Here is a 19976-nt window from a genome sequence, read left to right on the forward strand (position 1 = left end):
CGTTCAGGCTGGCGGGCACTTATCGGAGGAAGGGGATGGCACTGGTCATTCTTTCCATGGGACGCTTCAGCCGCTCGCGTGTCCGCACGCTGAGTTCGCGCGCCCTGATCCTGATTGCATCAGGAACCCTGCTTGCAGTGGCCGGTGGTGCTTTCGCGCTCGGCGTCGGTGTGGGGCGTGCCGAGGTCGACACGCCTGCCTCTCCGCTGAGTGTGGACCATCCCGAAGGCCGTTTTCTGGTCGATCGGCTGGGCGAGATCTCCGGAAAACTTGCACGGCTCGAATCCGAGGCGCTGACACTCGCCAAGCGGGTGGGCGTCCTGAAGGGCAAGGGCACCGGTGCCGAGAGCGCTGCGGCCACACAGGCAGTGCCGCCGGCGGCGGAAGCCGGAAAGACCGCTGCCACGCAGTCCGAAGCGGCCAGGAAAGCGGTCGGCGCAAGTGGTGGACCGCTGATTTCGCTGCTTGGCAGTACGGGTCAGGCGGATGCCGCGCTGGCCGCATTCGACGACCAGGGCGCGGGCCTGACCGATCTCGAATACGAGCTTGAGCGTCTGGGCGCCGTGCTGTTCGAGGTCGATCGTGCAGCCACCGAACTCGACCTTGCGCAGATGGCCTTTCCGAGCCGTAATCCGGTGCCTAACGGGCGTCGCAACTCGTCATTTGGCACCCGGGTCGATCCGTTCAACGGGCGCAGTGCGTTTCATTCCGGTCTCGATTTTCAGGCGCGTGCGGGCACCCCGATTCATGCCAGTGCCGGCGGTCGGGTGGTATTTTCCGGCTATCACCGCGAGTACGGCTATCTGGTCGAGATCGATCACGGTAACGGGCTCGTGAGTCGCTATGCGCACTGTTCGCGTCTGTTCGTGAAGGTGGGCGACGTGGTGACGCCGTCGCAGCGGATCGCCGCGGTGGGTTCGACCGGCCGCTCGACCGGCGCGCACCTGCACTTCGAAGTGCTCCGCAACGGGGCCTTCGTCAATCCCCTGCGTTACCTCGACAACTCCTGACGCAGTGCCACTGTGAACCGATTCGCCGGTTTTCGCCCGCGTCGTCTGGGAGAGGACGCCGTCAGCGACCGTATTGCCGCGCACCAGCGCAAGCTGGTGATCGGGGCCGCGATTGGCGGAGCCTTGCTGACTTTTCTGATCTGCCTGGTGTGGTATCTCGACACCGACCTGGCGCATGGGGTCAAGGTGCAGGCGCTGGAGCAGGACAATCAGCGCCTTGCCGAGGAGCTCAGTGTGGGGCGTCTTGCGCTTGAGATGGAGCGCGCGACCCGGGCCGAGCTGGAGCGCCAGCTGGCTGAACTCAACGATGCGCTGAAGAAGCGTCAGGCCGAACTGGCCTTTCTCAAGTCGCGAACGGCAAGCCCCAAGCCGCGCTGAGCGGAGCACGGCCTGCGCCGTGTGCATGCGCTGCGGCGACAGACGCGATGTCGGGGTTGTGCGATGCCCGGCTTGAAACGGGGTGCGAGGATCAGCCGGGCGTGGTGGCTCCGGTTTCGTCGGGGTCGCTCATCCAGCCGAGTTTTATGAAGATCACCCATGCCAGCCACGCGGCGAACCAGGTTGCGTAGAAGCTGAAGACGATGTCGCTCAGAAAATGTCCGCCCTGTGCGACGCGACCAAACCCGAAGACCGCGCCGAGTCCGAGTCCGATCAGCGTCCACCGCCGGCGGGCTGCAACCCCGCCGAGAAAGCCGAGACTGACGAAATAGAAGCCTGCCGATGCATGGCCGCTGACGAACGAACAGTTCTTGCCGCACTGATCGGTCGGAATGATGGCGGGCGAAAAGGTCGCGGCGCCGCCAAACTCGGTGACCTTTGCCGGTCGCGCCCGTCCCCAGTGATCCTTCAGCACGACGTCGATCAGCAGGCCGGGGCCGAGGATGAGCGCCGTGATCAGGTAGCCGACCTGGATGCGCCTGCGGGCACCCTGAAGGCCGCGCTGAAACATGTAGGCAAAGAGCGCAATGAAGAGGCCGATGATGATGGCGTTCGACATCATCGGAATGCCCCGGTACAGCGCCATCACGAATGCATTGCGCTCGCCCCAGAAGCCGCTGCCCTCGGTGTAGAAGGCAGCGCTGGTGCGGAGATCGATTTCAGGCCACAGCAGAAACAGTGCGGAGCAGGCCAGCATGCTGACCAGCATGATCAGGGTGAGGCGGCTTCGCGGTCCGCCTTCAGGCGCAGTGCCGGCCGGGGTCTGTGCTGCGTCCATGTTCATTCCTCTGCGGTTTGCTGCCTGACAACTGCAACACCGCCCTTGAGGAACAGTGTTTCGTATCCGGTTTCAGGTACGCGATCGATGCGGGTGACGGCAAGCTCACCGGCAAGCGGCGCACGCGAGGGTGTGACGGCCTCGCGGTAGACGCTGAGGCTGGGCACGTCGAGCCGCCATGCCACCACGGGCTCGGGTCGCTCGCGCACGAAGGCTGCGGCTTCCTTCACGGGCCCTTGCAGCACGTTGCCGACCCAGGGGACGACGACCGTGGTCAGTGCCAGTACCTGCAGCGCCGCACCCACCATCATCTTTGACCAGATGCCCGCCGGCAGGCGAAATGCGACTGCCAGCCACAGCAGCAGGCAGGCAAGGGTGACGGTGTAGTAGATCGCATCGGCACGCGCCAGCGCATCGCCGAGCTGGGCACGGTAGTAGGCATTGCCCGCCGAGCTCGCCGAGAGCAGATCGAACACCAGCGGCAGGGCCACGAACAGCGCTAGCAGCAGGGTGAGCGGTGCGAAGTGCACCCAGCCCCGGCGCAGACTGTCGCGGTGTGCTGCGATCAGCAGGAACAGCGGGGTCGAGCCATAGAGCACGTAGTGCGGCAGCTTGGTGCCGGAGAGCGAGAAGAAGACGACGACGAACCCGGCCCAGATCCACAGGAAACGGCGCACGCCGGTGCCCGCGTCGGCGCGGATGTTTCGCAGCGACGCGATCAGCGGCGAGGTCCATGGCAGCAGCAGCAGCGGAACGGCAAAGATGTAATAGAACAGGCTGCCGGTATGCCCTTCGAGGGTGCCGGTGAAGCGTTCGACGTTGTGCTTGAGGATAAAGCCGTCGATGAAGTTCTGTCCGTGGGTGAACAGCGCATAGACGTACCAGGGCGTGACCAGGACGGCGAGAATCGCCCAGCCCGTGGGGTCGAACACGGAGCGTGCCCAGCGCTTCCATTCGCCGCGCGTGGCGCAGTACAGCAGCGTGACCGTGCCCGGCACGATCAGGGCAATCGGCCCCTTGGTGAGCACGCCCAGCGCAATCCAGACGTAGCTGCGCAGCAAGGGCGTGCGCTGGCCCGACTCCAGATGACGCCAGGCATCGAACAGTGCCAGCGCCAGCAGCATGTTGAGCAGGGCGTCGGCGGTGGCCGCACGCCCGATGGCGAAGGGGCCGATGGCGGTGGCGGCGACGGCGAGTGCGGCAAGCGCAGTGTCCGGGCCGAAACGCTGGCGCGCGAAATACCAGGTGGCGTAACTCCAGATCACTGCCGCAACTGCGGAAGGCAGACGGAAGGCCCACTCGGTGGCGCCGAAGATCAGGTAGCCCAGCGCCTGAAACCAGTACACCAGAATCGGCTTGTCGAAGCGGTGCTCGCCGTTGAGATAGGTGGACAGGAAGTCCCCGCGCGCGAACATCTCGCGGGTTGCCTCGGAGAAGGCCCCTTCGTCTACGTCAAACAGCGGCGCACCGCCCAGCAGCAGAAAGAAGCTCGCCAGCGGCAGCAGCAGGATCAGGGTGGCGACGACGGGGTTGCGCGACAGCATGCTCACGCCTCGACGGGCTGGCGCCAGCCCTCATCCGCTGAAAGTTCGACGGCCGGGCGGGAAAGGTAGGGGCGCGACGTGCCCGACTCGTAATAGACCCGGGTGAGCAGCTCTGCCAGTACCCCGGACGTCACCATCTGAACGCCCGCAATCACCAGGAAGAAGCCGCCGAAGAGCAGGGGGCGGGTGCCGATTTCTTCGCCGAGGAAGATCTTCACGAAACCGAGGTAGGCCAGGATCAGGCTGCCCAGGGCGCCGAGGCCGATACCGATGCCGCCGAAGAAGTGACCCGGGCGCGTGCGGAAGCGCATGAAGAAGTACACGAAGACGAGGTCGAGAATGACGCGGAAGGTGCGCGAGATGCCGTACTTGGATTGGCCGAACACCCGTGCGTGGTGGGTGACGACTTCCTGGGCAATGCGTCGCGGCGTGGTGACGGTCGCCAGCCACGCGGGAATGAAGCGGTGCATTTCGCCGTACAGGCGCACGCTCTTGATGGCGGAGCCGCGGAACACCTTGAGGCTGCAGCCGTAGTCGCGCAGATGCACGCCGGTGAGGCGGGCGATCAGGCGGTTGGCGATGCGTGACGGAATCTTGCGCAGCAGCAGCCCGTCCTGGCGATCCTTGCGCCAGCCGGCCACGAGATCGAGATCTTCCGTGAGCAGGCGGTACACCATGCGCGGGATGTCGATCGGGTCGTTCTGCAGATCGCCGTCCATGGTCACGATCACGCTGCCGCGGGCGGCATCGAGCCCGGCCTGCATCGCGGCGGTCTGCTTGAAGTTGCGCATCAGTTCGACAACACGGACGTGAGGGCCGAACTGCTTGGCGCAGCGCGCCAGCTCAAGCGGCGTGGCGTCCGAGCTGCCGTCATCGACCAGCACCACTTCCCAGGGCCACGGGTAGGGACCGAGGGCGAGATGAATGCGGTCGAGCAGCGGCTCGACGTTCTCCGCCTCGTTGTACATCGGCACCACCACGGACAGGGTGTGCTCGGGCAGGCCCTCGGGGATCTGCGGTTCGGCGTGGGGCAGGGGCGACTTGTTCATGAACGGGATGCACTCTCGGAAGATGAATGGGCTTGTGCCGATGTTGCGGCAGCTGCCGGGCCGGCGTTCGGGAACAGCCAGGCCAGCGCGCCTGCGCTCAGCGCACAGGCAATGACAAAAAGATGGAGGGCGAGTGCCGCCTGCAGGCCGTCGCCGAAAGCGATGCCGGCGGGCAGCAGGGCGGCGGCGGCGCCGGCTTCGTAGGTGCCGAAACCGGCCACGCCCTGAATCGGAAGAATGGCGGCGAGCTCTGCGCCGAGCGCACCGGCTGCGCCCTCCGGCATGCCGGTGGAGAGCAGGGCTGCGAGCAACCACGCCTGCGCGGCGAGCTTCACCGACCAGTTGGAAACCGTCCATAGCCAGCCGAAACGGGCGTGACGGGTGGATTCGCCAAATGCGTTGCGCAGCTTCGCCAGTTTGCCCGCGAACGCACCGCGCTCTGCCCAGTCATGTGGCTTGCGTGCCCAGCGCGGCAGGCCCCAGGCAAAGACGGCGAGCGCGACCAGGCCCGCAATGCGCAGTGCCAGAGGCAGTTCGGGCCATACCGCGACCGCGACCATGCCGACCACGAGCGCATCCTGCAGGCGGAACCAGAACAGCGAGGCAATCGCCCGCGGCAGCGGCGTGCCGAAGGTACGCTGCAGCAGCAGCGGGAATGCGGCCTCACCACCCCGGAAGGGCACGATATTGACCATCGCATTGTGCATCAGCACGATGCGCACGCAGGCGCCGAAGCGGCCCGCGGCATCGCGACGGAATTCGTCGTACACGCGCAGTGCGCGCAGCAGGTAGCTGGCGGCAAAGCCGGCCACGGCGACGGCCACGATGGCGGGGGTCAGGCGGCCCAGCGCCGTGCCCAGGGTCTGCCAGCGGGCGTCGGCGAGAAACCAGCCCAGCAGACCGAGGCTGAGCAGGATTGCAATGGCGCGCTTCATGCGGGCACCTTGCCGGTCACCGGGCGCACCAGTGCGAAAACGGCGCCGGCCATGCCCCACACCACCAGCAGGTACTGCATCCACAGCCCTTCCGGGTAGCCGAGGTCCTCGAACGCAAGCAGCACGGCGACCAGGATCATCAGCGCCCCCATGGTCTGCACGCCGCGTCGGCGTTCCCAGAAGCGCCAGTGAGCGGACCAGCGCACGCCGATGACCGCACTCAGCCATCCACCCGCCGCCCCGGCAAACAGGTCGAGCGGCCAGTGCGCACCGACGGCAACGCGGGAAAAGCACATCAGAACCGCAGCCGCGAGGACAACCCACGCCCATTGCCGGCGCACCGCAGGGCTGGCACAGAGTACGACCACGCCCGCTATGACGAAGGCGGTAAGCGAGTGTCCGGAGGGAAAGGAGTCGGTGCGCAGCGGCAGGCCGACAACGTTGAACTGATCCTGCGCGAGCACGGCGGCAGGCCGTGGTTCGGCAAAAAACTGTTTCAGGCCGTGGGTATACAGGGTGGCGACGGGGGCCGCGAGCAGGGTGGCTGCGAGCCAGCGCGGACGCCACGCAAGTGCAGGCGTGATCAGCGCGAAGGCGCCCAGCGTCGAGGCCAGGTTGGTGATGCCGGCCCACACGAATCCCGGTGCGATGCCGCTTGCAGCGGTGTTCCAGGCGATGAACCAGGTCTCGTTCAGGCCGAGCGCAGCCAGCACTGCTGCACACAGTGCGCACACTGCGGCAGGGAAGACGAACCACCCGATCGAGGGTGAGTCATCGCTCGCGAAACGTGAAACGGAAGCGCTCATCGGGCGTGGGGCGGGCAGACAAAGGCGCATTTTAGCTGATCCCCCGTACTTCTAGCCGCGCAGCTTTGTCACAGACGCTTCATCCGCGTCGGGGGAGGGAGCGCCTCGGGTATAATTCCGCGCTTCCGATTGCCGTTGTTCGGTACCTCTTTTTTCGCGTTTCGACAGACATGACCCAAATCCTCAAGCTCCGTGGCGCTGCCGCGCTCTCCCGGTCCCGCCTGGATCGTCTCTCCCGCAGTGTGGCCGAAGTGCTGCCCAAACTGCAGGGGCTGGCCGCCGAGCACTGGTATTTCGTTGAACTGAATGCCGCGCTGGACGCCGAAGAGACCGCCCGTCTGGTCGATCTGCTCGGTGCCACGCCGGAGACGCCGACGGCGCCGGCCGGCACCATGATGCTGGTCGTTCCCCGCCTGGGCACGATCTCGCCGTGGTCTTCCAAGGCGACCGATATCGCGCATCAGTGCGGTTTCGACAAGGTCGTGCGCATCGAGCGCGGCACGGCCTTCACGCTGGCGGGCAAGGGCGTCGATGGCCGGCCCGAGCTGCTGGCGAAGCTGCACGACCGCATGACCGAGTCGGTGCTGGCGAAGATGGACGAGGCCGATGCCCTGTTCCACCACTACGCCCCGCAGCCGCTGACTTCGGTGGATATTCTCGGTGGTGGCCGCGCTGCGCTGGAAGAGGCAAACGGTACGCTGGGGCTCGCGCTGTCGGACGACGAAGTCGATTACCTGGTCGAGAACTTCACCCGCATCGCACGCAATCCGACCGATGTCGAACTGATGATGTTCGCCCAGGCGAACTCCGAGCACTGCCGCCACAAGATCTTCAACGCCGACTGGGTGATCGATGCCCGTCCGATGGAGAAGACCCTGTTCGGCATGATCAAGGACACGCACAAGGCCCATCCGCAAGGTACGGTCGTGGCCTACTCGGACAACGCCTCGGTGATCGAGGGCGCGGCCATCGAGCGCCTGTACCCGGATGCGAACGGTCGTTTCTCTTACCACAGTGAAGAAACCCACATCCTCGCCAAGGTCGAGACCCATAACCATCCGACCGCCATTTCGCCCTTCCCGGGCGCAGCCACCGGCGCCGGTGGCGAGATCCGCGACGAAGGTGCGACCGGTCGCGGTTCGCGCCCGAAAGCGGGCCTGGCCGGCTTTTCGGTCTCCAACCTGAACATCCCGGGCTATCAGCAACCGTGGGAAAAGCCTTACGGCAAGCCCGAGCGCATCGCCTCCGCCCTCGACATCATGATCGAAGGGCCGATCGGCGCCGCAGCCTTCAACAACGAATTCGGCCGCCCCAACCTGACCGGCTACTTCCGCGCTTTCGAGCAGGAAGTGCAGGGCGAGGTGCGCGGCTTCCACAAGCCGATCATGATCGCCGGCGGTCTGGGCAGCATCCAGGCACAGCAATCGCACAAGCCGACCTTCCCGCCGGGCACGCTGCTGATTCAGTTGGGTGGTCCGGGCATGCTCATCGGTCTGGGCGGCGGTGCTGCCTCGTCGATGGCCACCGGCACCAATGCAGCCGATCTCGACTTTGCCTCGGTGCAGCGCGGCAACCCTGAAATTCAGCGCCGTTGCCAGGAAGTGATCGACGCCTGCTGGCAGCAGGGCGAGGCCAACCCCATCATCGCCATCCACGACGTCGGCGCGGGCGGTCTGTCGAACGCGATGCCGGAACTGGCCGACCACGCCAGCCTGGGCGCGCATTTCGAACTGCGCGAAGTGCACATCGAAGAGCCGGGCATGAGCCCGCGCGAGATCTGGTCGAACGAATCGCAGGAGCGCTACGTGCTTGCGATTGCACCGGAAAGCCTCGACCAGTTCCGCGCCTTCTGTGAGCGTGAGCGCTGCCCCTTCGCGGTGCTTGGTACCGCGACCGCTGACGGTCACCTCACCGTGAGCGACCGTCATTTCGACAACAAGCCGGTCGACATGGAGATGCAGGTCCTGCTCGGCAAGCCGCCGAAGATGACGCGCAACGTCTCGCGCCGCGCCGTCCATCTGCCGCCGTTCGACGTCACCGGCATGGATCTGATGGACGCCGGCCTGCGTGTGCTGCGCAACCCGACCGTGGCAAGCAAGCGTTTCCTGATTACCATCGGCGACCGCTCGGTGGGCGGCCTGACCGCGCGCGACCAGATGGTCGGACCGTGGCAGGTGCCGGTGGCCGACGTCGCGGTTACCGCGATGAGCTTCCAGGGCTATCGTGGGGAAGCCTTCGCCATGGGCGAGCGCACCACGCTGGCCTGCGTCGACGCGCCGGCTTCGGGGCGCATGGCTGTGGCCGAGGCGATTACCAACATCGCCGCGGCCGATATTGCCGACCTTGGCGACGTCAAGCTGTCGGCCAACTGGATGGCAGCTGCCGGCCATCGCGGCGAGGACGCCAAGCTCTTCGACACGGTGAAGGCGGTGTCGGATTTCTGTATCAAGGCCGGTGTGTCGATCCCGGTGGGCAAGGACTCGCTGTCGATGCGCACCGCATGGGCCGACAATGGCGAGGACAAGCAGGTGGTGTCGCCGCTGTCGCTGATTGCCACCGCGTTTGCGCCGGTGACCGACATCCGTCGCACGCTGACGCCGCAACTGCAGTTGCCCGAAGGTGTTGAAACTGAGCTGATGCTGATCGACCTCGGCAATGGCAAGAACCGCCTCGGCGGTTCGGTGCTGGCACAGGTCTTCAACTCGGTGGGCGAGCACGCACCCGATGTCGGCCCCGAGCAGCTCGCGGCCTTCTTTGCCACGATCCAGCGTCTGCGTCGCGAAGGCCTGATCCTGGCCTATCACGACCGATCCGACGGCGGCCTGTTCGCAGCCGTGTGCGAGATGGCATTCGCCAGCAAGTGCGGCCTGTCGCTGGTGCTCGACACCGTCTGCTACGACCCCTACATGAACGATGTCGATGGCCTCGAGAAGAAGCCCGACATGCTCAAGGGCCGCTTCGATGACAAGCTGATCTCCGGCCTGTTTGCCGAAGAGCTCGGTGCGGTCATCCAGATCCGTCGTGACGAGCGTTCGAAGATCACCGAGATTCTGCGTGAAGCCCGCCTGACCTATCACTTCATCGGCGAGCCCAACGACAAGGACGAAATTCGCTTCTGGCGCAGTGCCAAGCGCATTCTTGCCGCCAGCCGCAGCGAGCTGATGCAGGCCTGGTCCGAGACCAGCTACCAGATCGCCCGTCTGCGCGACGACGCCGAGTGCGTGCAGCAGGAGTTCGACGGTCTCGCAGATGCGACCGACCCCGGTCTGTCGGTCGCGCTGTCCTTCGACGTCAAGGACGACGTCGCAGCGCCCTTCATCGCCACCGGCGCCCGACCCAAGGTCGCGGTGCTGCGCGAACAGGGCGTGAACTCGCAGTTCGAAATGGCAGCGGCCTTCGAGCGTGCCGGCTTCGAGCCGGTCGATGTCCACATGTCGGATCTGCAGTCCGGCCGCAAGCAATTGCTCGACTTCCACGGCCTGGCTGCCTGCGGTGGCTTCTCGTATGGCGACGTGCTCGGTGCCGGTCAGGGCTGGGCCAAGTCCATCCTGTTCAACCCCAGGCTGCGCGCAGAGTTCGAAGCCTTCTTCGGGCGCACTGACAGCTTTGCGCTGGGCGTGTGCAACGGCTGCCAGATGATGGCCCACCTCGCACCGATCATTCCGGGTGCAGAAGCCTGGCCGACCTTCCATCGCAACCGCAGCGAGCAGTTCGAGGCCCGCTTCGTGATGACCGAGGTGGTCGACAGCCCGTCCATCCTGCTCGCTGGCATGGCCGGCAGCCGCATGCCGATCGTCGTCAGCCACGGTGAGGGCAGGGCGGTGTTCGCGGCTGAAGCCGACCGCGAGAAGGCGCTGCTGGCGCTGCGCTATGTCGACAACCATGGTCAGCCGACCGAAACCTATCCGCAGAACCCCAACGGTTCGGCGCTGGGTGCAACCGGCTTCACCACGGCAGATGGCCGCTTCACCATCATGATGCCGCACCCCGAGCGCACCGCCCGCACGTTGCAGATGTCGTGGGCACCGCAGTGGATGATCGACGAGAGCCCGGATGCTTCGCCGTGGCTGCGCATGTTCCGCAACGCGCGCAAGTGGCTGGGGTGATCGGCTCGGCGCCTGTTCGCTGATTCTGCGCCCGACCCGGTTCGGGCGTGACAACGGGGTGACCGGGGAACCGGCACCCCGTTGTGCCATTCAGGACTGTCTGTGCGCAGCGGGCGTTCAGTGCCTGGCCTCCATCAGGGTGGGCGCGCTTCAGTGCGGCCGAACAGGGGCTTGCATGATCGCACTGCTGCAGGCGCGCGTCGCACAGCATTAAATGATTTGGGTCAAGTTTCAATGTGTCGAAACGTCTATAATCGCCCGACATTACCGCTCACCCTGCCAGTCTGCACGCCAGCCCCTTTGCCCCGACCCTGATTGATGTTCATCCGAAGACGCCAATTCCGCCTTGCTGCCTGGTTCGCAACGCTTGCGATCCTGCTCGGTGCGCTTGCGCCTGCGGTGAGCCAGGCAATGACGGTGCTCGGGGATGGGCATCAGCGCTGGATTGAGGTGTGCTCGGCGTCTGGCATGCAATGGATTGCGGTCGATGCGGACAGCGAGCAACACGGCGACGACGCGCCGGGCGCGTCCACTGCATCCTGCCCTTATTGCTGTCCGCACGCAGGCTCGTTCGGTCTGCCTCCTGAGCTGTCCGCCGGATTTGCCGTCATCGGCATGGCCGCGCTCGAACCCCCGCTTTTCTTCTCCGCTCCCCGGCCACTGTTTGCGTGGACGGCTTCGAGCCCGCGCGCGCCACCCGCTGCCTCCTGATCGTCGCTGAACGCGTTCTGCCCGCACTCTGTGCGCGGCGTGCGCTGGCCAATCACCGATTCCGGAGGCATTCATGCCTTTACACGATTTCTTCCACGCCGCGCTGGCGCGGACCCGCTTGCTGCGTACGCTGCTCGTCCTGTTGATGGGGCTGTTCATTGCAATGGCGCTGAGCGCCTGCAACAGGGAGACGGTCAGCTTCAGAAATACCGACATCACCGGCGCCAATTTCGGCCACGACTTCAGCCTGCTCGACCCCGACGGCGCGACCCGCAGCCTCGCTGACTTTCGCGGCAAGGTCGTGATGATGTTCTTCGGCTTCACCCAATGCCCGGACATCTGCCCGACTGCACTCTCGCGCGCCGCGCAGGTGCGGCAACTGCTCGGCGACGATGCCGACAGGCTGCAGGTGATCTTTGTCAGTGTCGACCCCGAGCGCGACCTGCCCGGTGTGCTCAAGGCCTATACCGCTGCGTTCGATCCCGACTTCCTCGGGCTCTATACCAGTCTCGAGGAAACCCGCAAGGTTGCCGACGAATTCCGTGTTTTCTATCGCAAGGTGCCGACTGGCGGCTCGTACTCGATGGATCACACCGCAACGAGCTACGTTTTTGATCCGGCAGGGCGCCTGCGCCTCGCCGTGTCCTACCAGAGTCCGGCCGAATCCGTTGCGGCCGATGTGCAAACCCTGATTCAAACAGCTTCATCCCGCCCCTAAGGAGAACACCATGAAAGTGAAGATCGTCGCCTCGCTGTTTGCTGCACTGATTTCGTCTGCCGTCTTTGCGCAGGTTTCCGTCACTGAGCCCTGGGTACGCGCTACCGTTCCGCAACAGAAAGCGACCGGTGCATTCATGCAGATCACCTCGCCGGTGGATGCGAAGCTTGTGGAGGTTCGTTCGCCCGCAGCCAAAGTGGTTGAAGTGCACGAGATGGTCATGGAGAAGGATGTGATGAAGATGCGCGCCATTCCCGGTCTGGATCTGCCGGCCGGCAAGGCGGTCGAGCTCAAGCCCGGTGGTTATCACGTCATGCTCATCAACCTCAACGCACAGGTGAAGGAGGGTGACATGGTGCCCCTGACTGTTGTTGTCGAAGGCAAAGACGGCAAGCGTGAAAGCGTTGAGGTCAATGCGCCGGTGCGTCCGCTCAACAGCGCGGCCGGCGGCATGCAGATGCACAAGATGCACTGATCACCCGGGCCGGTCAGCCGGACATTCGCACTGAGTGCGGTGTCTGCTCGGCCGGCGCGTTTCCACCGTTCCGATTCAGTCCCGTTCTGTTCATGATCAGACGTTTCCATCACCAGGTGCTTGCTGCGCGGGTCGCGATATTCGTGATCCTGCTGAGCGCGCTCATGCCCGTTTTAGGGCAGGCGCTGCTGCGCGCGAGCGATCCTGGACGGTGGACGGAGATCTGCACCACCGGCGGCATGATCCTGGTCGATCTGTCGGCGGAGGAGGGGCGTGACCCCCCGCTCGAAACCGGCAGCGAGCGCAACGCCTGCCCGTTCTGCCTGCCGCACGCGGGGCACGCAGCCTTGCTACCAGGCTTGTCGCCCCTCGTTCTTGAGGCGGTTCTCGATGGCAGCGCCCGCTTTTCTGCGCCTTCCGAACATCTGCGTTCCCGCACCGTCTGGCTCTCCGCGTTTTCACGCGGTCCTCCCGCTTTAGCCTGACATCTCTGAACGACTACTCGCGATGCGCCATGCGTTTCGCGGTGGCGCGCGTCCGCCGCAAGGCCTGATGCGCACGCTCACCTGCGTCTTCCGCCTGCCCTCTGGTTGCTAACCCCGCTCGCGGCAATTGCCGAACAGATTCAGAAATCGACTCGGCATGAAGTCACGCGGCTGTCTCGATTCGCCGCAGATTTTTCGGTTTTGAATTGATGTTGTTGGTGTGATTTTTCCTTATGGAGTGAAGTATATGTACGGATTCGATACGCGCCCCACCCGTCTTGCGCTTGCGCTGGCTTTTTGTGCTCCGGCAGCATTTGCACAAACCGCCGCAAGCGGTGGCAGTGGCGCTGCAAAACTCGACGAAATTGTCGTGTCTGCGCCCATGGTGGCGCCGCTGCCGCAGACTCGTGGAGAGATGAGTCAGACCGAAGTCGCAGGCAAGCGCGCTGCCATGAGTGATACCGCAAGCCTGCTGAAGGATGTCGAAGGCGTCTCGCTTTACGGCGCGGGTGGTGTCTCCAGCCTGCCCGCGATTCGCGGTCTTGCCGATGACCGCTTGCGGATCAAGGTCGATGGCATGGATCTGATCTCGGCCTGCGGCAATCACATGAACCCGCCGCTGTCGTACATCGATCCGTCGAACGTATCGAGCGTTCAGGTGTTCGCGGGGATCACGCCGGTGAGTCTCGGTGGTGACAGCATCGGCGGCACCATTCTCGTCGACTCTCCCGATCCGGAGTTTGCTCGCCCGGGCGAGGGCAACTTGCTCAAGGGTGAGGTCGGCGCGTTCTATCGCAGCAACGGCGATGTGACCGGCGCGAACCTGTCGGCGACCTTTGCCAATGAGTCGCTGAGCGTGAGCTATCGCGGATCAACCGCGAAGGCAGACAACTACGAGGCCGGCGGTGACTTCAAGGCTGCAGGTCTTGCTGCCGCCGGTCGCGGCTGGCTGGACGGTGACGAGGTCGGGTCTTCGGCGTACGAGACATCCAACCAGTCGCTCGCAATGGGCTACCGCCATGAGAACCACCTGGTGGAACTCAAGCTGGGCGTTCAGGACATCCCGGAGCAGGGCTGGCCAAATCAGCGCATGGACATGACCGGCAACCATAGCGAGCAGGTCAATTTGAGCTACAAGGGGACGTTCGACTGGGGCGCGCTCGAGGCGCGGGCCTACAACGAGACCACGCGTCACGAGATGCAGTTCGGTGACGACAAGCTGTACTGGTATGGTCCCAATAACGTGCCTAATTCAGACGGTATTGCGGGTCCGATCCTGCCGGGCATGAACGGCAGGGCGGCTGGGATGCCAATGGACACGAAGGGAAACAACACCGGTGTGTCGCTGAAGGGCGATATCGTCCTGTCGGAACGGGACATTCTGCGAGTGGGGGGCGATGTTCAGCAGTATCGCCTGGATGACTGGTGGGAGGCGTCCGGCAAGGGCATGTCGCCCAATACGTTCTGGAATATCCGCAATGGCGAGCGTGACCGCTTTGCGGTGTTTGCCGAATGGGAGGCCGCATGGACGCCGCAATGGCTGACACAGTTCGGCCTGCGTCACGAAACCGTGAGCATGGACGCGGATACGGTGCAGGGCTACAGCCCGACCTTCAGCGCAACGGACGAGGCTGCCTTCAATGCCGCCGATCGCAGCAAGACCGACCACAACCTGGATGTCGCGGCGCTGGCCCGATATACGCCGTCCTCGACGCAATCCTACGAGTTCGGCTATGCGCAGAAGACGCGCTCGCCCAACCTTTACGAGCGCTATGCCTGGTCCACCAATGGCATGGCGATGCGCATGATCAACATGGCGGGTGACGGCAACGGCTATGTGGGCAACCTCGACCTGAAGCCCGAAGTCGCACATACGGTGAGTGCCACTGCCGATTGGCACGATGCAAATCGCGCAACGTGGGGGCTCAAGGTCACGCCGTACTTTACCTACGTCGATAACTATATCGATGCCGAGCGCTGCAGCAGTGGCGGAGCCTCATGTACCGCCGCGAACCTGACCCGGACGGATGGCTTCGTCTATCTGCGCTTCGTCAATGAGTCGGCGCGCCTGTACGGGGTGGACGTCGCGGGGCACATGCTTCTGGGGACGACGCAGGCGATCGGCGTGTTTACCGGTAAGGGCAGCTTGAGCTATGTCAGAGGCAAGAACCCGACGACGGGCGACAATCTGTACAACATGATGCCGCTCAATGCGCGGCTGGCGCTTGAACAGAAGCTGGGCAGCTGGACCAATACCGTCGAACTCGAACTGGTCGCCGACAAGGACAAGGTCTCGGCAACACGCAACGAGGTCGAGACGGCAGGCTACGGTCTGCTGCACCTGCGCAGCAGCTATGAGTGGAAGCAGGTTCGCTTCGATGTCGGTGTCGAGAACGTCTTTGACCGTTTCTACAATCACCCGCTGGGCGGCGCCTACCTTGGCCAGGGCAAGACCATGTCCGGCACCGATGTGGCGTGGGGAACCCTGGTCCCCGGGGTGGGACGTTCGATCTATGCGGGCGTGACCGTGACGTTCTGATGCTGCACACCCGGGCATCAGGTCGTGTCCGGGCGCACACATCGAAAGCCTGCTCTGCAGGCCCGGTGTGTGCGCCAGCGCTGGATGAACGCACAGAGGACGCGTACGAATGGCATATGATTGAAGTCGGCAGGTGGCAGGGAGTCTGAAGATGAACGAAGAGAGCGATGATTTCGCCGAGGCAGGGCAGGCTGGCGTGAAGTCCGGCCCCATCCCGCGCGGAAAAACGATCTACAAGGCGGGTGCCGAGGGCACTTCGTGGCGGGTGGTGTCGGGGACGGTGCGGCTGGATCAGCCCGGACCGGATGGCCTGCAGTTCGGCGGCATGGCGGTCACCGGTGATGTGATCGGTGCGGAGACGCTGTTGTTTGGCCGTTACACGTTTACAGCGCGGGCGCTGTCGGCCTGTGTGCTCGAACCCTGGTGCGCCGATCAGGCCGAGCCGAGCGGTCAGTTGCTGCTTGGCATGCTGGCGGCAACCGAGCGCCGCATGGCCGAGGTGCTTGCATTGCGCAGCGGCAAGGCGGGGGACCGCGTGCGGCGACTGTTCGAATTCATGACCGCCGGTCTGACCCGAGGCCGGAAAGCGGCGCGTCTGGCCTTGCCCAGACTCAAGGATATTGCCGAGATCACCGACCTGTCGGTCGAGACCGTTTCCAGGACGATCAGCCACCTCGGGGCCGATGGCACGCTTGAGGTATCCGGGCGCTATCGCTCGCGTCACGTTACTGCCGACTCGGTGCTCGGCACGCGCGGGTAAATCTGGCGGAGCAAGTGGTAAGCAGGTGTTTTGCTGCATTGCAAGGTGGACGATTTCCACCTAGGCTTGCGTACGCAGTGCATTTCGACACCGCGACATCCCCCGACGCCACTTCGCCCCATGATTTCCGTGCCCGCAATTCGACCGCTGAGTCGTGTTCTGCTGTTTACCCTTCTCGCGTCAGTGGCAGCTTCTGGCCGCGCTGACGAGGTGTTGCTCACCAATGGTGATCGCCTTTCCGGCACCGTAATCAGCAAGACGCCCGAGGGGCTGAAGTTCAAGACCCAGTATGCAGGCGTGTTGCGCATCGACTGGCGCATGGTCGAAACCCTCAGCACCGACCAGCCGGTGAATGTGATGATGCGCAGCAACGAAGGCCGGCTCGACACCCGGCTTGAGCGCTCGGATGAAGAACGCGCGGTGCGCCTGGCCGAAGTGCCAGAGGTGCCGCCTCTCAAGCTCGATCGCATTACCTACCTGAACCCGACACCCAGCCAGTCCGGCGAGGGCTTCGAGTACAGCGGGCGGGTGAATCTGGCGGGCAACTCGGTCAGCGGAAACAGCGAAACGACTCATCTGGTTGCGGAGGGTGAGTTGACCGGGGTGGCGAAGAAGACCCGTTTCACCCTGCGCGCGAAGGGTGAAGAGCGCACCGAAGGCGACGACGTGAGTGCCTCCAATCTGCTCGTCAGCGCAGACCGCGACTGGTTCGTCAGCAAGAAGCGCTTCATCTATGGCCGGACCACGGTTGAGCGTGATCGCTTCCGGGATCTTGATCTGCGCTTCTCCACCGGTTCCGGCCTGGGTTTGCAGGTGATCGACAATGATCAGACCGGGCTTTCGGTTCAGGGCGGTCTCGATCTCGTCAGAGAGAATCGCGTCGACACCGATGATCGGAGTTATCCGGCCGTCGGTTGGGGCGTGCGCTACCGTCACTGGCTGATCGGACGCTCTGCGGAGTTCTTTCATCAGCAGGATGGCTACATGAACATCCGTGACGCGAGCGACGTGACCCTGCGCATGCGCACCGGCTTCCGGCTGCCGATCATCGAGCGCCTGAGCGCTCAGGTGCAGGGCGTGGTCGACTGGGAGGGGCAGCCCGCCGAGGGGCGCAAGTCCGCCGACCTGAGCCTGCAGTTCGGAGTCGGCTACGAGTGGTGAGCGGGCGCTGCTGCATGGACTGCGGCAGGGGTCGCAGCTGAAAGAACAACGGGGCGCCTGAGCGCCCCGTTTTCGTGTGTGCTTACATGCCCTGGTAGATCGGGCCTTCACCACCCTGTGGCACCACCCAGTTGATGTTCTGGGTCGGGTCCTTGATGTCGCAGGTCTTGCAATGCACGCAGTTCTGCGCGTTGATCTGCAGGCGTGGCGCATTGCCATCGCCGTCGCGCACGATTTCGTACACGCCGGCCGGGCAGTAGCGCTGCTCGGGGGCATCGTAGAGCGCGAGGTTCACCGAGATCGGCACCGAGGCATCCTTCAGACGCAGGTGACAGGGCTGCTCTTCCTCGTGGTTGGTGTTCGACAGGAACACTGAGGACAGACGGTCGAAGGTGAGCTTGCCATCCGGCTTCGGGTAGTCGATCTTCGGGCACTCGGCTGCCGGCTTGAGGGTGACGTGGTCGGCGCTGTTGTGCAGCGTCCACGGCACCTTGCCGCCGAACAGCTTCTGGTCGATGCCGAACAGCAGCGAACCCATCCACAGGCCTTTCTTCATGTAGGGCTTGAAGTTGCGCGTCTTGTGCAACTCCTCATGCAGCCAGGAGTCCTTGAATGCCGACGGATAGGCGGTGAGCGCATCGCGCTGGCGGTTTGCGGCAAGTGCGCCGAGCGCGGCGTCGGCAGCGAGCATGCCGGACTTGATCGCGGCGTGGCTGCCCTTGATGCGCGCAGCGTTGAGAAAGCCCGCGTCGTCGCCGATCAGACCGCCACCGGGGAAGATCAGCCGCGGCTGGCTTTGCAGGCCGCCGGCGGCGATGGCGCGCGCACCATAGGCCAGGCGCTTGCCACCCTCGAGAAACTTGCGGATCTCGGGGTGGGTCTTGTAGCGCTGGAACTCTTCGAACGGCGACAGATGAGGGTTGCTGTAGTTGAGCCCGACCACGTAGCCGACCGCCACCAGGTTGTCTTCGAGGTGATAGACGAAGCCACCGCCGTAGGTGTCGGACGGCAGCGGCCAGCCGGCGGTGTGAACCACCAGGCCGGGGCGATGATTCTCGACCGGCACTTCCCACAGTTCCTTGATGCCGATGCCGTAGGTCTGCGGATCGACACCGTCGCGCAGCTTGTACTTGGCTTCGAGCTGCTTGCCCAGGTGGCCACGGCAGCCTTCGGCGAACAGGGTGTATTTGGCGTGGAGCTCCATGCCCAGCTGATGGTTGGGGCCAGGCTCGCCCTCGCGGGTGAGACCCATGTCGCCGGTGGCCACGCCTTTCACCGCACCGTTGTCGTCGTACAGGATTTCCGCTGCAGCGAATCCGGGGTAGACCTCCACGCCCAGCGCTTCTGCCTGCTCGCCCATCCACTTGGCGACATTGCCCAGACGCACGATGTAGTTGCCGTGGTTCACGAAGCAGTCGGGCAGCAGGGCGTTGGGAATCGTGCGGCCGCCGGTTTCATTGAGGAAGATCACGCGATCTTCAGTGACTTCGGTGTTGAGCGGCGCGCCGCGCTCCTTCCAGTCGGGAAAGAGCTCGGTGATGGCGCGCGGATCCATGACGGCTCCGGACAGGATGTGGGCCCCGATCTCGGCGCCCTTTTCGATGAGACACACCGAAATGTCCTGCCCCTTCGCTTCAGCCTGCTGCTTGAGCCGGATCGCAGCGGCCAGGCCCGCAGGGCCGCCACCGACGATCAGGACATCAAATTCCATGGATTCGCGTTCCATCCCGTTCTCCTTTTACCTTAAGCTTTATTGGTATGTATTCGATTCACGCTGCAGTGTAATACGGGCAGCAGCCCTGCTGTTGCCTGCAGGTCGCGATCAAACCGCGTCATTGTCAGACGTACGGTTGCGTATGGTAAATTGTCGTCGCGGATGTGCGCAAATCAAGGGAATATCGAATGACGACAGAACGGAAGCTGCTGCTCACCACCCGCATACCGGTGCGCTGGGGAGACATGGATGCTTATGGACATGTGAACAACACCGTCTACTTCAGGTATTTCGAGCAGGCGCGTGTCGAGTGGCTGGAGTTGCAGGGCTCGCGCGTGAGTCCGGACGAGCCGGTTGGTCCGGTAATCATCAATGCCAGCTGCACCTTCTACATGCCGGTCAACTATCCTGCGACGGTGGTGATCAAGATGTATGGCGGCGAGCCGGGGCGCACAAGCGTCATGACCTGGTACGAGCTCTTCGTCGATGGTGACGAACGTCTGTTTGCCGACGGTGCGGCCAAGACCGTGTGGATGGACACCCGTACTGGCAAGTCTTCGCCCTTGCCGGATACAATCCGCAGCATGTTCGATTAATCAATAACAAATAAATTAGATTGAAGTTGAGGAGACAGGCATGAGTGGTGCATTGGACCAGGCATTGTGGACCCCGTCGACAGAGCGGGTTGAAACCGCAAACGTGACCGCCTTCCGTCGAACAGCAGAAAAGCGCTGGGGTGTGACGCTG

17 protein-coding genes are annotated in these 19976 nt (G+C 64.1%); 11 read left to right on the forward strand and 6 right to left on the reverse strand.

The annotated features are described in order from the left end of the window. Positions 1-35: 35 nt before the first annotated feature. Together AC22G6_RS14715 and AC22G6_RS14720 are read left to right on the forward strand one after the other, a co-directional pair. Entirely contained in the window at positions 36-1010 is a 975-nt protein-coding gene (locus tag AC22G6_RS14715; protein ID WP_487367372.1) for a M23 family metallopeptidase, read from the forward strand. 12 nt (positions 1011-1022) lie between these two features. Further along, complete coding sequence (locus AC22G6_RS14720; RefSeq protein ID WP_487367373.1) at positions 1023-1388, forward strand: hypothetical protein; 366 nt, start codon at positions 1023-1025, stop codon at positions 1386-1388. Positions 1389-1479: 91 nt separating this feature from the next. On the opposite strand, the gene AC22G6_RS14725 is transcribed toward AC22G6_RS14720, so the two are convergent. From AC22G6_RS14725 to AC22G6_RS14745, 5 genes are read right to left on the reverse strand one after another with little or no spacing between them, the layout of a single operon-like run. Further along, on the reverse strand, positions 1480-2226 hold the full coding sequence (locus tag AC22G6_RS14725; protein ID WP_487367374.1) for a phosphatase PAP2 family protein: 747 nt from the start codon (positions 2224-2226) through the stop codon (positions 1480-1482). Positions 2227-2228: 2 nt separating this feature from the next. Continuing rightward, positions 2229-3770 carry an ArnT family glycosyltransferase gene (locus AC22G6_RS14730; RefSeq protein ID WP_487367375.1) on the reverse strand — a complete coding sequence of 514 codons (1542 nt, stop codon included), beginning with the start codon at positions 3768-3770 and terminating at the stop codon, positions 2229-2231. A 2-nt stretch (positions 3771-3772) separates the two neighbouring features. After that, entirely contained in the window at positions 3773-4819 is a 1047-nt protein-coding gene (locus AC22G6_RS14735; RefSeq protein ID WP_487367376.1) for a glycosyltransferase family 2 protein, read from the reverse strand. After that, positions 4816-5754, reverse strand: coding sequence for a lysylphosphatidylglycerol synthase domain-containing protein (locus AC22G6_RS14740; protein WP_487367377.1), 939 nt, complete (start codon positions 5752-5754; stop codon positions 4816-4818). The genes AC22G6_RS14735 and AC22G6_RS14740 overlap by 4 nt, the downstream gene beginning before the upstream one ends. Beyond that, the gene (locus AC22G6_RS14745) at positions 5751-6560 is read right to left on the reverse strand and encodes a phosphatase PAP2 family protein (protein WP_487367378.1); all 810 of its coding nucleotides are present in this window, start codon (positions 6558-6560) and stop codon (positions 5751-5753) included. Before AC22G6_RS14745 ends, AC22G6_RS14740 begins: the two co-directional genes overlap by 4 nt. Before the next feature lie 170 nt (positions 6561-6730). On the opposite strand from AC22G6_RS14745, the gene purL reads away from it, so the two are divergent. From purL to AC22G6_RS14785, 8 genes are all read left to right on the forward strand, one after another. Next, positions 6731-10666: a phosphoribosylformylglycinamidine synthase gene (gene purL, locus AC22G6_RS14750; protein WP_487367379.1), complete on the forward strand. Its 3936-nt coding sequence runs from the start codon at positions 6731-6733 to the stop codon at positions 10664-10666. A gap of 318 nt (positions 10667-10984) precedes the next feature. After that, positions 10985-11377 (forward strand): DUF2946 domain-containing protein, encoded by a 393-nt coding sequence (locus tag AC22G6_RS14755; RefSeq protein WP_487367380.1) that lies wholly within the window; start codon positions 10985-10987, stop codon positions 11375-11377. A 73-nt stretch (positions 11378-11450) separates the two neighbouring features. Continuing rightward, positions 11451-12095, forward strand: coding sequence for an SCO family protein (locus AC22G6_RS14760; RefSeq protein ID WP_487367381.1), 645 nt, complete (start codon positions 11451-11453; stop codon positions 12093-12095). A 10-nt stretch (positions 12096-12105) separates the two neighbouring features. Next, the gene (locus tag AC22G6_RS14765) at positions 12106-12570 is read left to right on the forward strand and encodes a copper chaperone PCu(A)C (RefSeq protein WP_487367382.1); all 465 of its coding nucleotides are present in this window, start codon (positions 12106-12108) and stop codon (positions 12568-12570) included. A 92-nt stretch (positions 12571-12662) separates the two neighbouring features. After that, positions 12663-13055 carry a DUF2946 domain-containing protein gene (locus AC22G6_RS14770; RefSeq protein ID WP_487367383.1) on the forward strand — a complete coding sequence of 131 codons (393 nt, stop codon included), beginning with the start codon at positions 12663-12665 and terminating at the stop codon, positions 13053-13055. A 247-nt stretch (positions 13056-13302) separates the two neighbouring features. Further along, positions 13303-15594, forward strand: a complete 2292-nt coding sequence (locus AC22G6_RS14775) for a TonB-dependent receptor (RefSeq protein ID WP_487367384.1) — start codon at positions 13303-13305, stop codon at positions 15592-15594. 151 nt (positions 15595-15745) lie between these two features. Further along, positions 15746-16354 (forward strand): Crp/Fnr family transcriptional regulator, encoded by a 609-nt coding sequence (locus tag AC22G6_RS14780; RefSeq protein WP_487367385.1) that lies wholly within the window; start codon positions 15746-15748, stop codon positions 16352-16354. A gap of 129 nt (positions 16355-16483) precedes the next feature. Then, on the forward strand, positions 16484-17515 hold the full coding sequence (locus AC22G6_RS14785; protein WP_487367386.1) for a DUF481 domain-containing protein: 1032 nt from the start codon (positions 16484-16486) through the stop codon (positions 17513-17515). Positions 17516-17597: 82 nt separating this feature from the next. Here AC22G6_RS14785 and AC22G6_RS14790 read toward each other — a convergent pair whose 3' ends face one another. Further along, a complete protein-coding gene (locus tag AC22G6_RS14790; RefSeq protein WP_487367387.1) occupies positions 17598-19241 on the reverse strand; it encodes an electron transfer flavoprotein-ubiquinone oxidoreductase in 1644 nt (547 codons plus the stop codon). Between the two features lie 176 nt (positions 19242-19417). On the opposite strand from AC22G6_RS14790, the gene AC22G6_RS14795 reads away from it, so the two are divergent. After that, positions 19418-19825, forward strand: coding sequence for an acyl-CoA thioesterase (locus tag AC22G6_RS14795; RefSeq protein ID WP_487367388.1), 408 nt, complete (start codon positions 19418-19420; stop codon positions 19823-19825). Positions 19826-19976 lie beyond the last annotated feature (151 nt).

It is taken from the genome of Parazoarcus sp. PS-13 R2A (genome assembly GCF_057621855.1).

Coding starts and splice junctions, on each gene's coding strand:
- AC22G6_RS14715 (WP_487367372.1), top strand. CDS start 36: ATGGCACTGGTCATTCTTTCCATGGGACGCTTCAGCCGCTCGCGTGTC.
- AC22G6_RS14725 (WP_487367374.1), bottom strand. CDS start 2,226: ATGGACGCAGCACAGACCCCGGCCGGCACTGCGCCTGAAGGCGGACCG.
- AC22G6_RS14730 (WP_487367375.1), bottom strand. CDS start 3,770: ATGCTGTCGCGCAACCCCGTCGTCGCCACCCTGATCCTGCTGCTGCCG.
- AC22G6_RS14735 (WP_487367376.1), bottom strand. CDS start 4,819: ATGAACAAGTCGCCCCTGCCCCACGCCGAACCGCAGATCCCCGAGGGC.
- AC22G6_RS14740 (WP_487367377.1), bottom strand. CDS start 5,754: ATGAAGCGCGCCATTGCAATCCTGCTCAGCCTCGGTCTGCTGGGCTGG.
- AC22G6_RS14745 (WP_487367378.1), bottom strand. CDS start 6,560: ATGAGCGCTTCCGTTTCACGTTTCGCGAGCGATGACTCACCCTCGATC.
- purL (WP_487367379.1), top strand. CDS start 6,731: ATGACCCAAATCCTCAAGCTCCGTGGCGCTGCCGCGCTCTCCCGGTCC.
- AC22G6_RS14755 (WP_487367380.1), top strand. CDS start 10,985: ATGTTCATCCGAAGACGCCAATTCCGCCTTGCTGCCTGGTTCGCAACG.
- AC22G6_RS14760 (WP_487367381.1), top strand. CDS start 11,451: ATGCCTTTACACGATTTCTTCCACGCCGCGCTGGCGCGGACCCGCTTG.
- AC22G6_RS14765 (WP_487367382.1), top strand. CDS start 12,106: ATGAAAGTGAAGATCGTCGCCTCGCTGTTTGCTGCACTGATTTCGTCT.
- AC22G6_RS14770 (WP_487367383.1), top strand. CDS start 12,663: ATGATCAGACGTTTCCATCACCAGGTGCTTGCTGCGCGGGTCGCGATA.
- AC22G6_RS14775 (WP_487367384.1), top strand. CDS start 13,303: ATGTACGGATTCGATACGCGCCCCACCCGTCTTGCGCTTGCGCTGGCT.
- AC22G6_RS14780 (WP_487367385.1), top strand. CDS start 15,746: ATGAACGAAGAGAGCGATGATTTCGCCGAGGCAGGGCAGGCTGGCGTG.
- AC22G6_RS14790 (WP_487367387.1), bottom strand. CDS start 19,241: ATGGAACGCGAATCCATGGAATTTGATGTCCTGATCGTCGGTGGCGGC.
- AC22G6_RS14795 (WP_487367388.1), top strand. CDS start 19,418: ATGACGACAGAACGGAAGCTGCTGCTCACCACCCGCATACCGGTGCGC.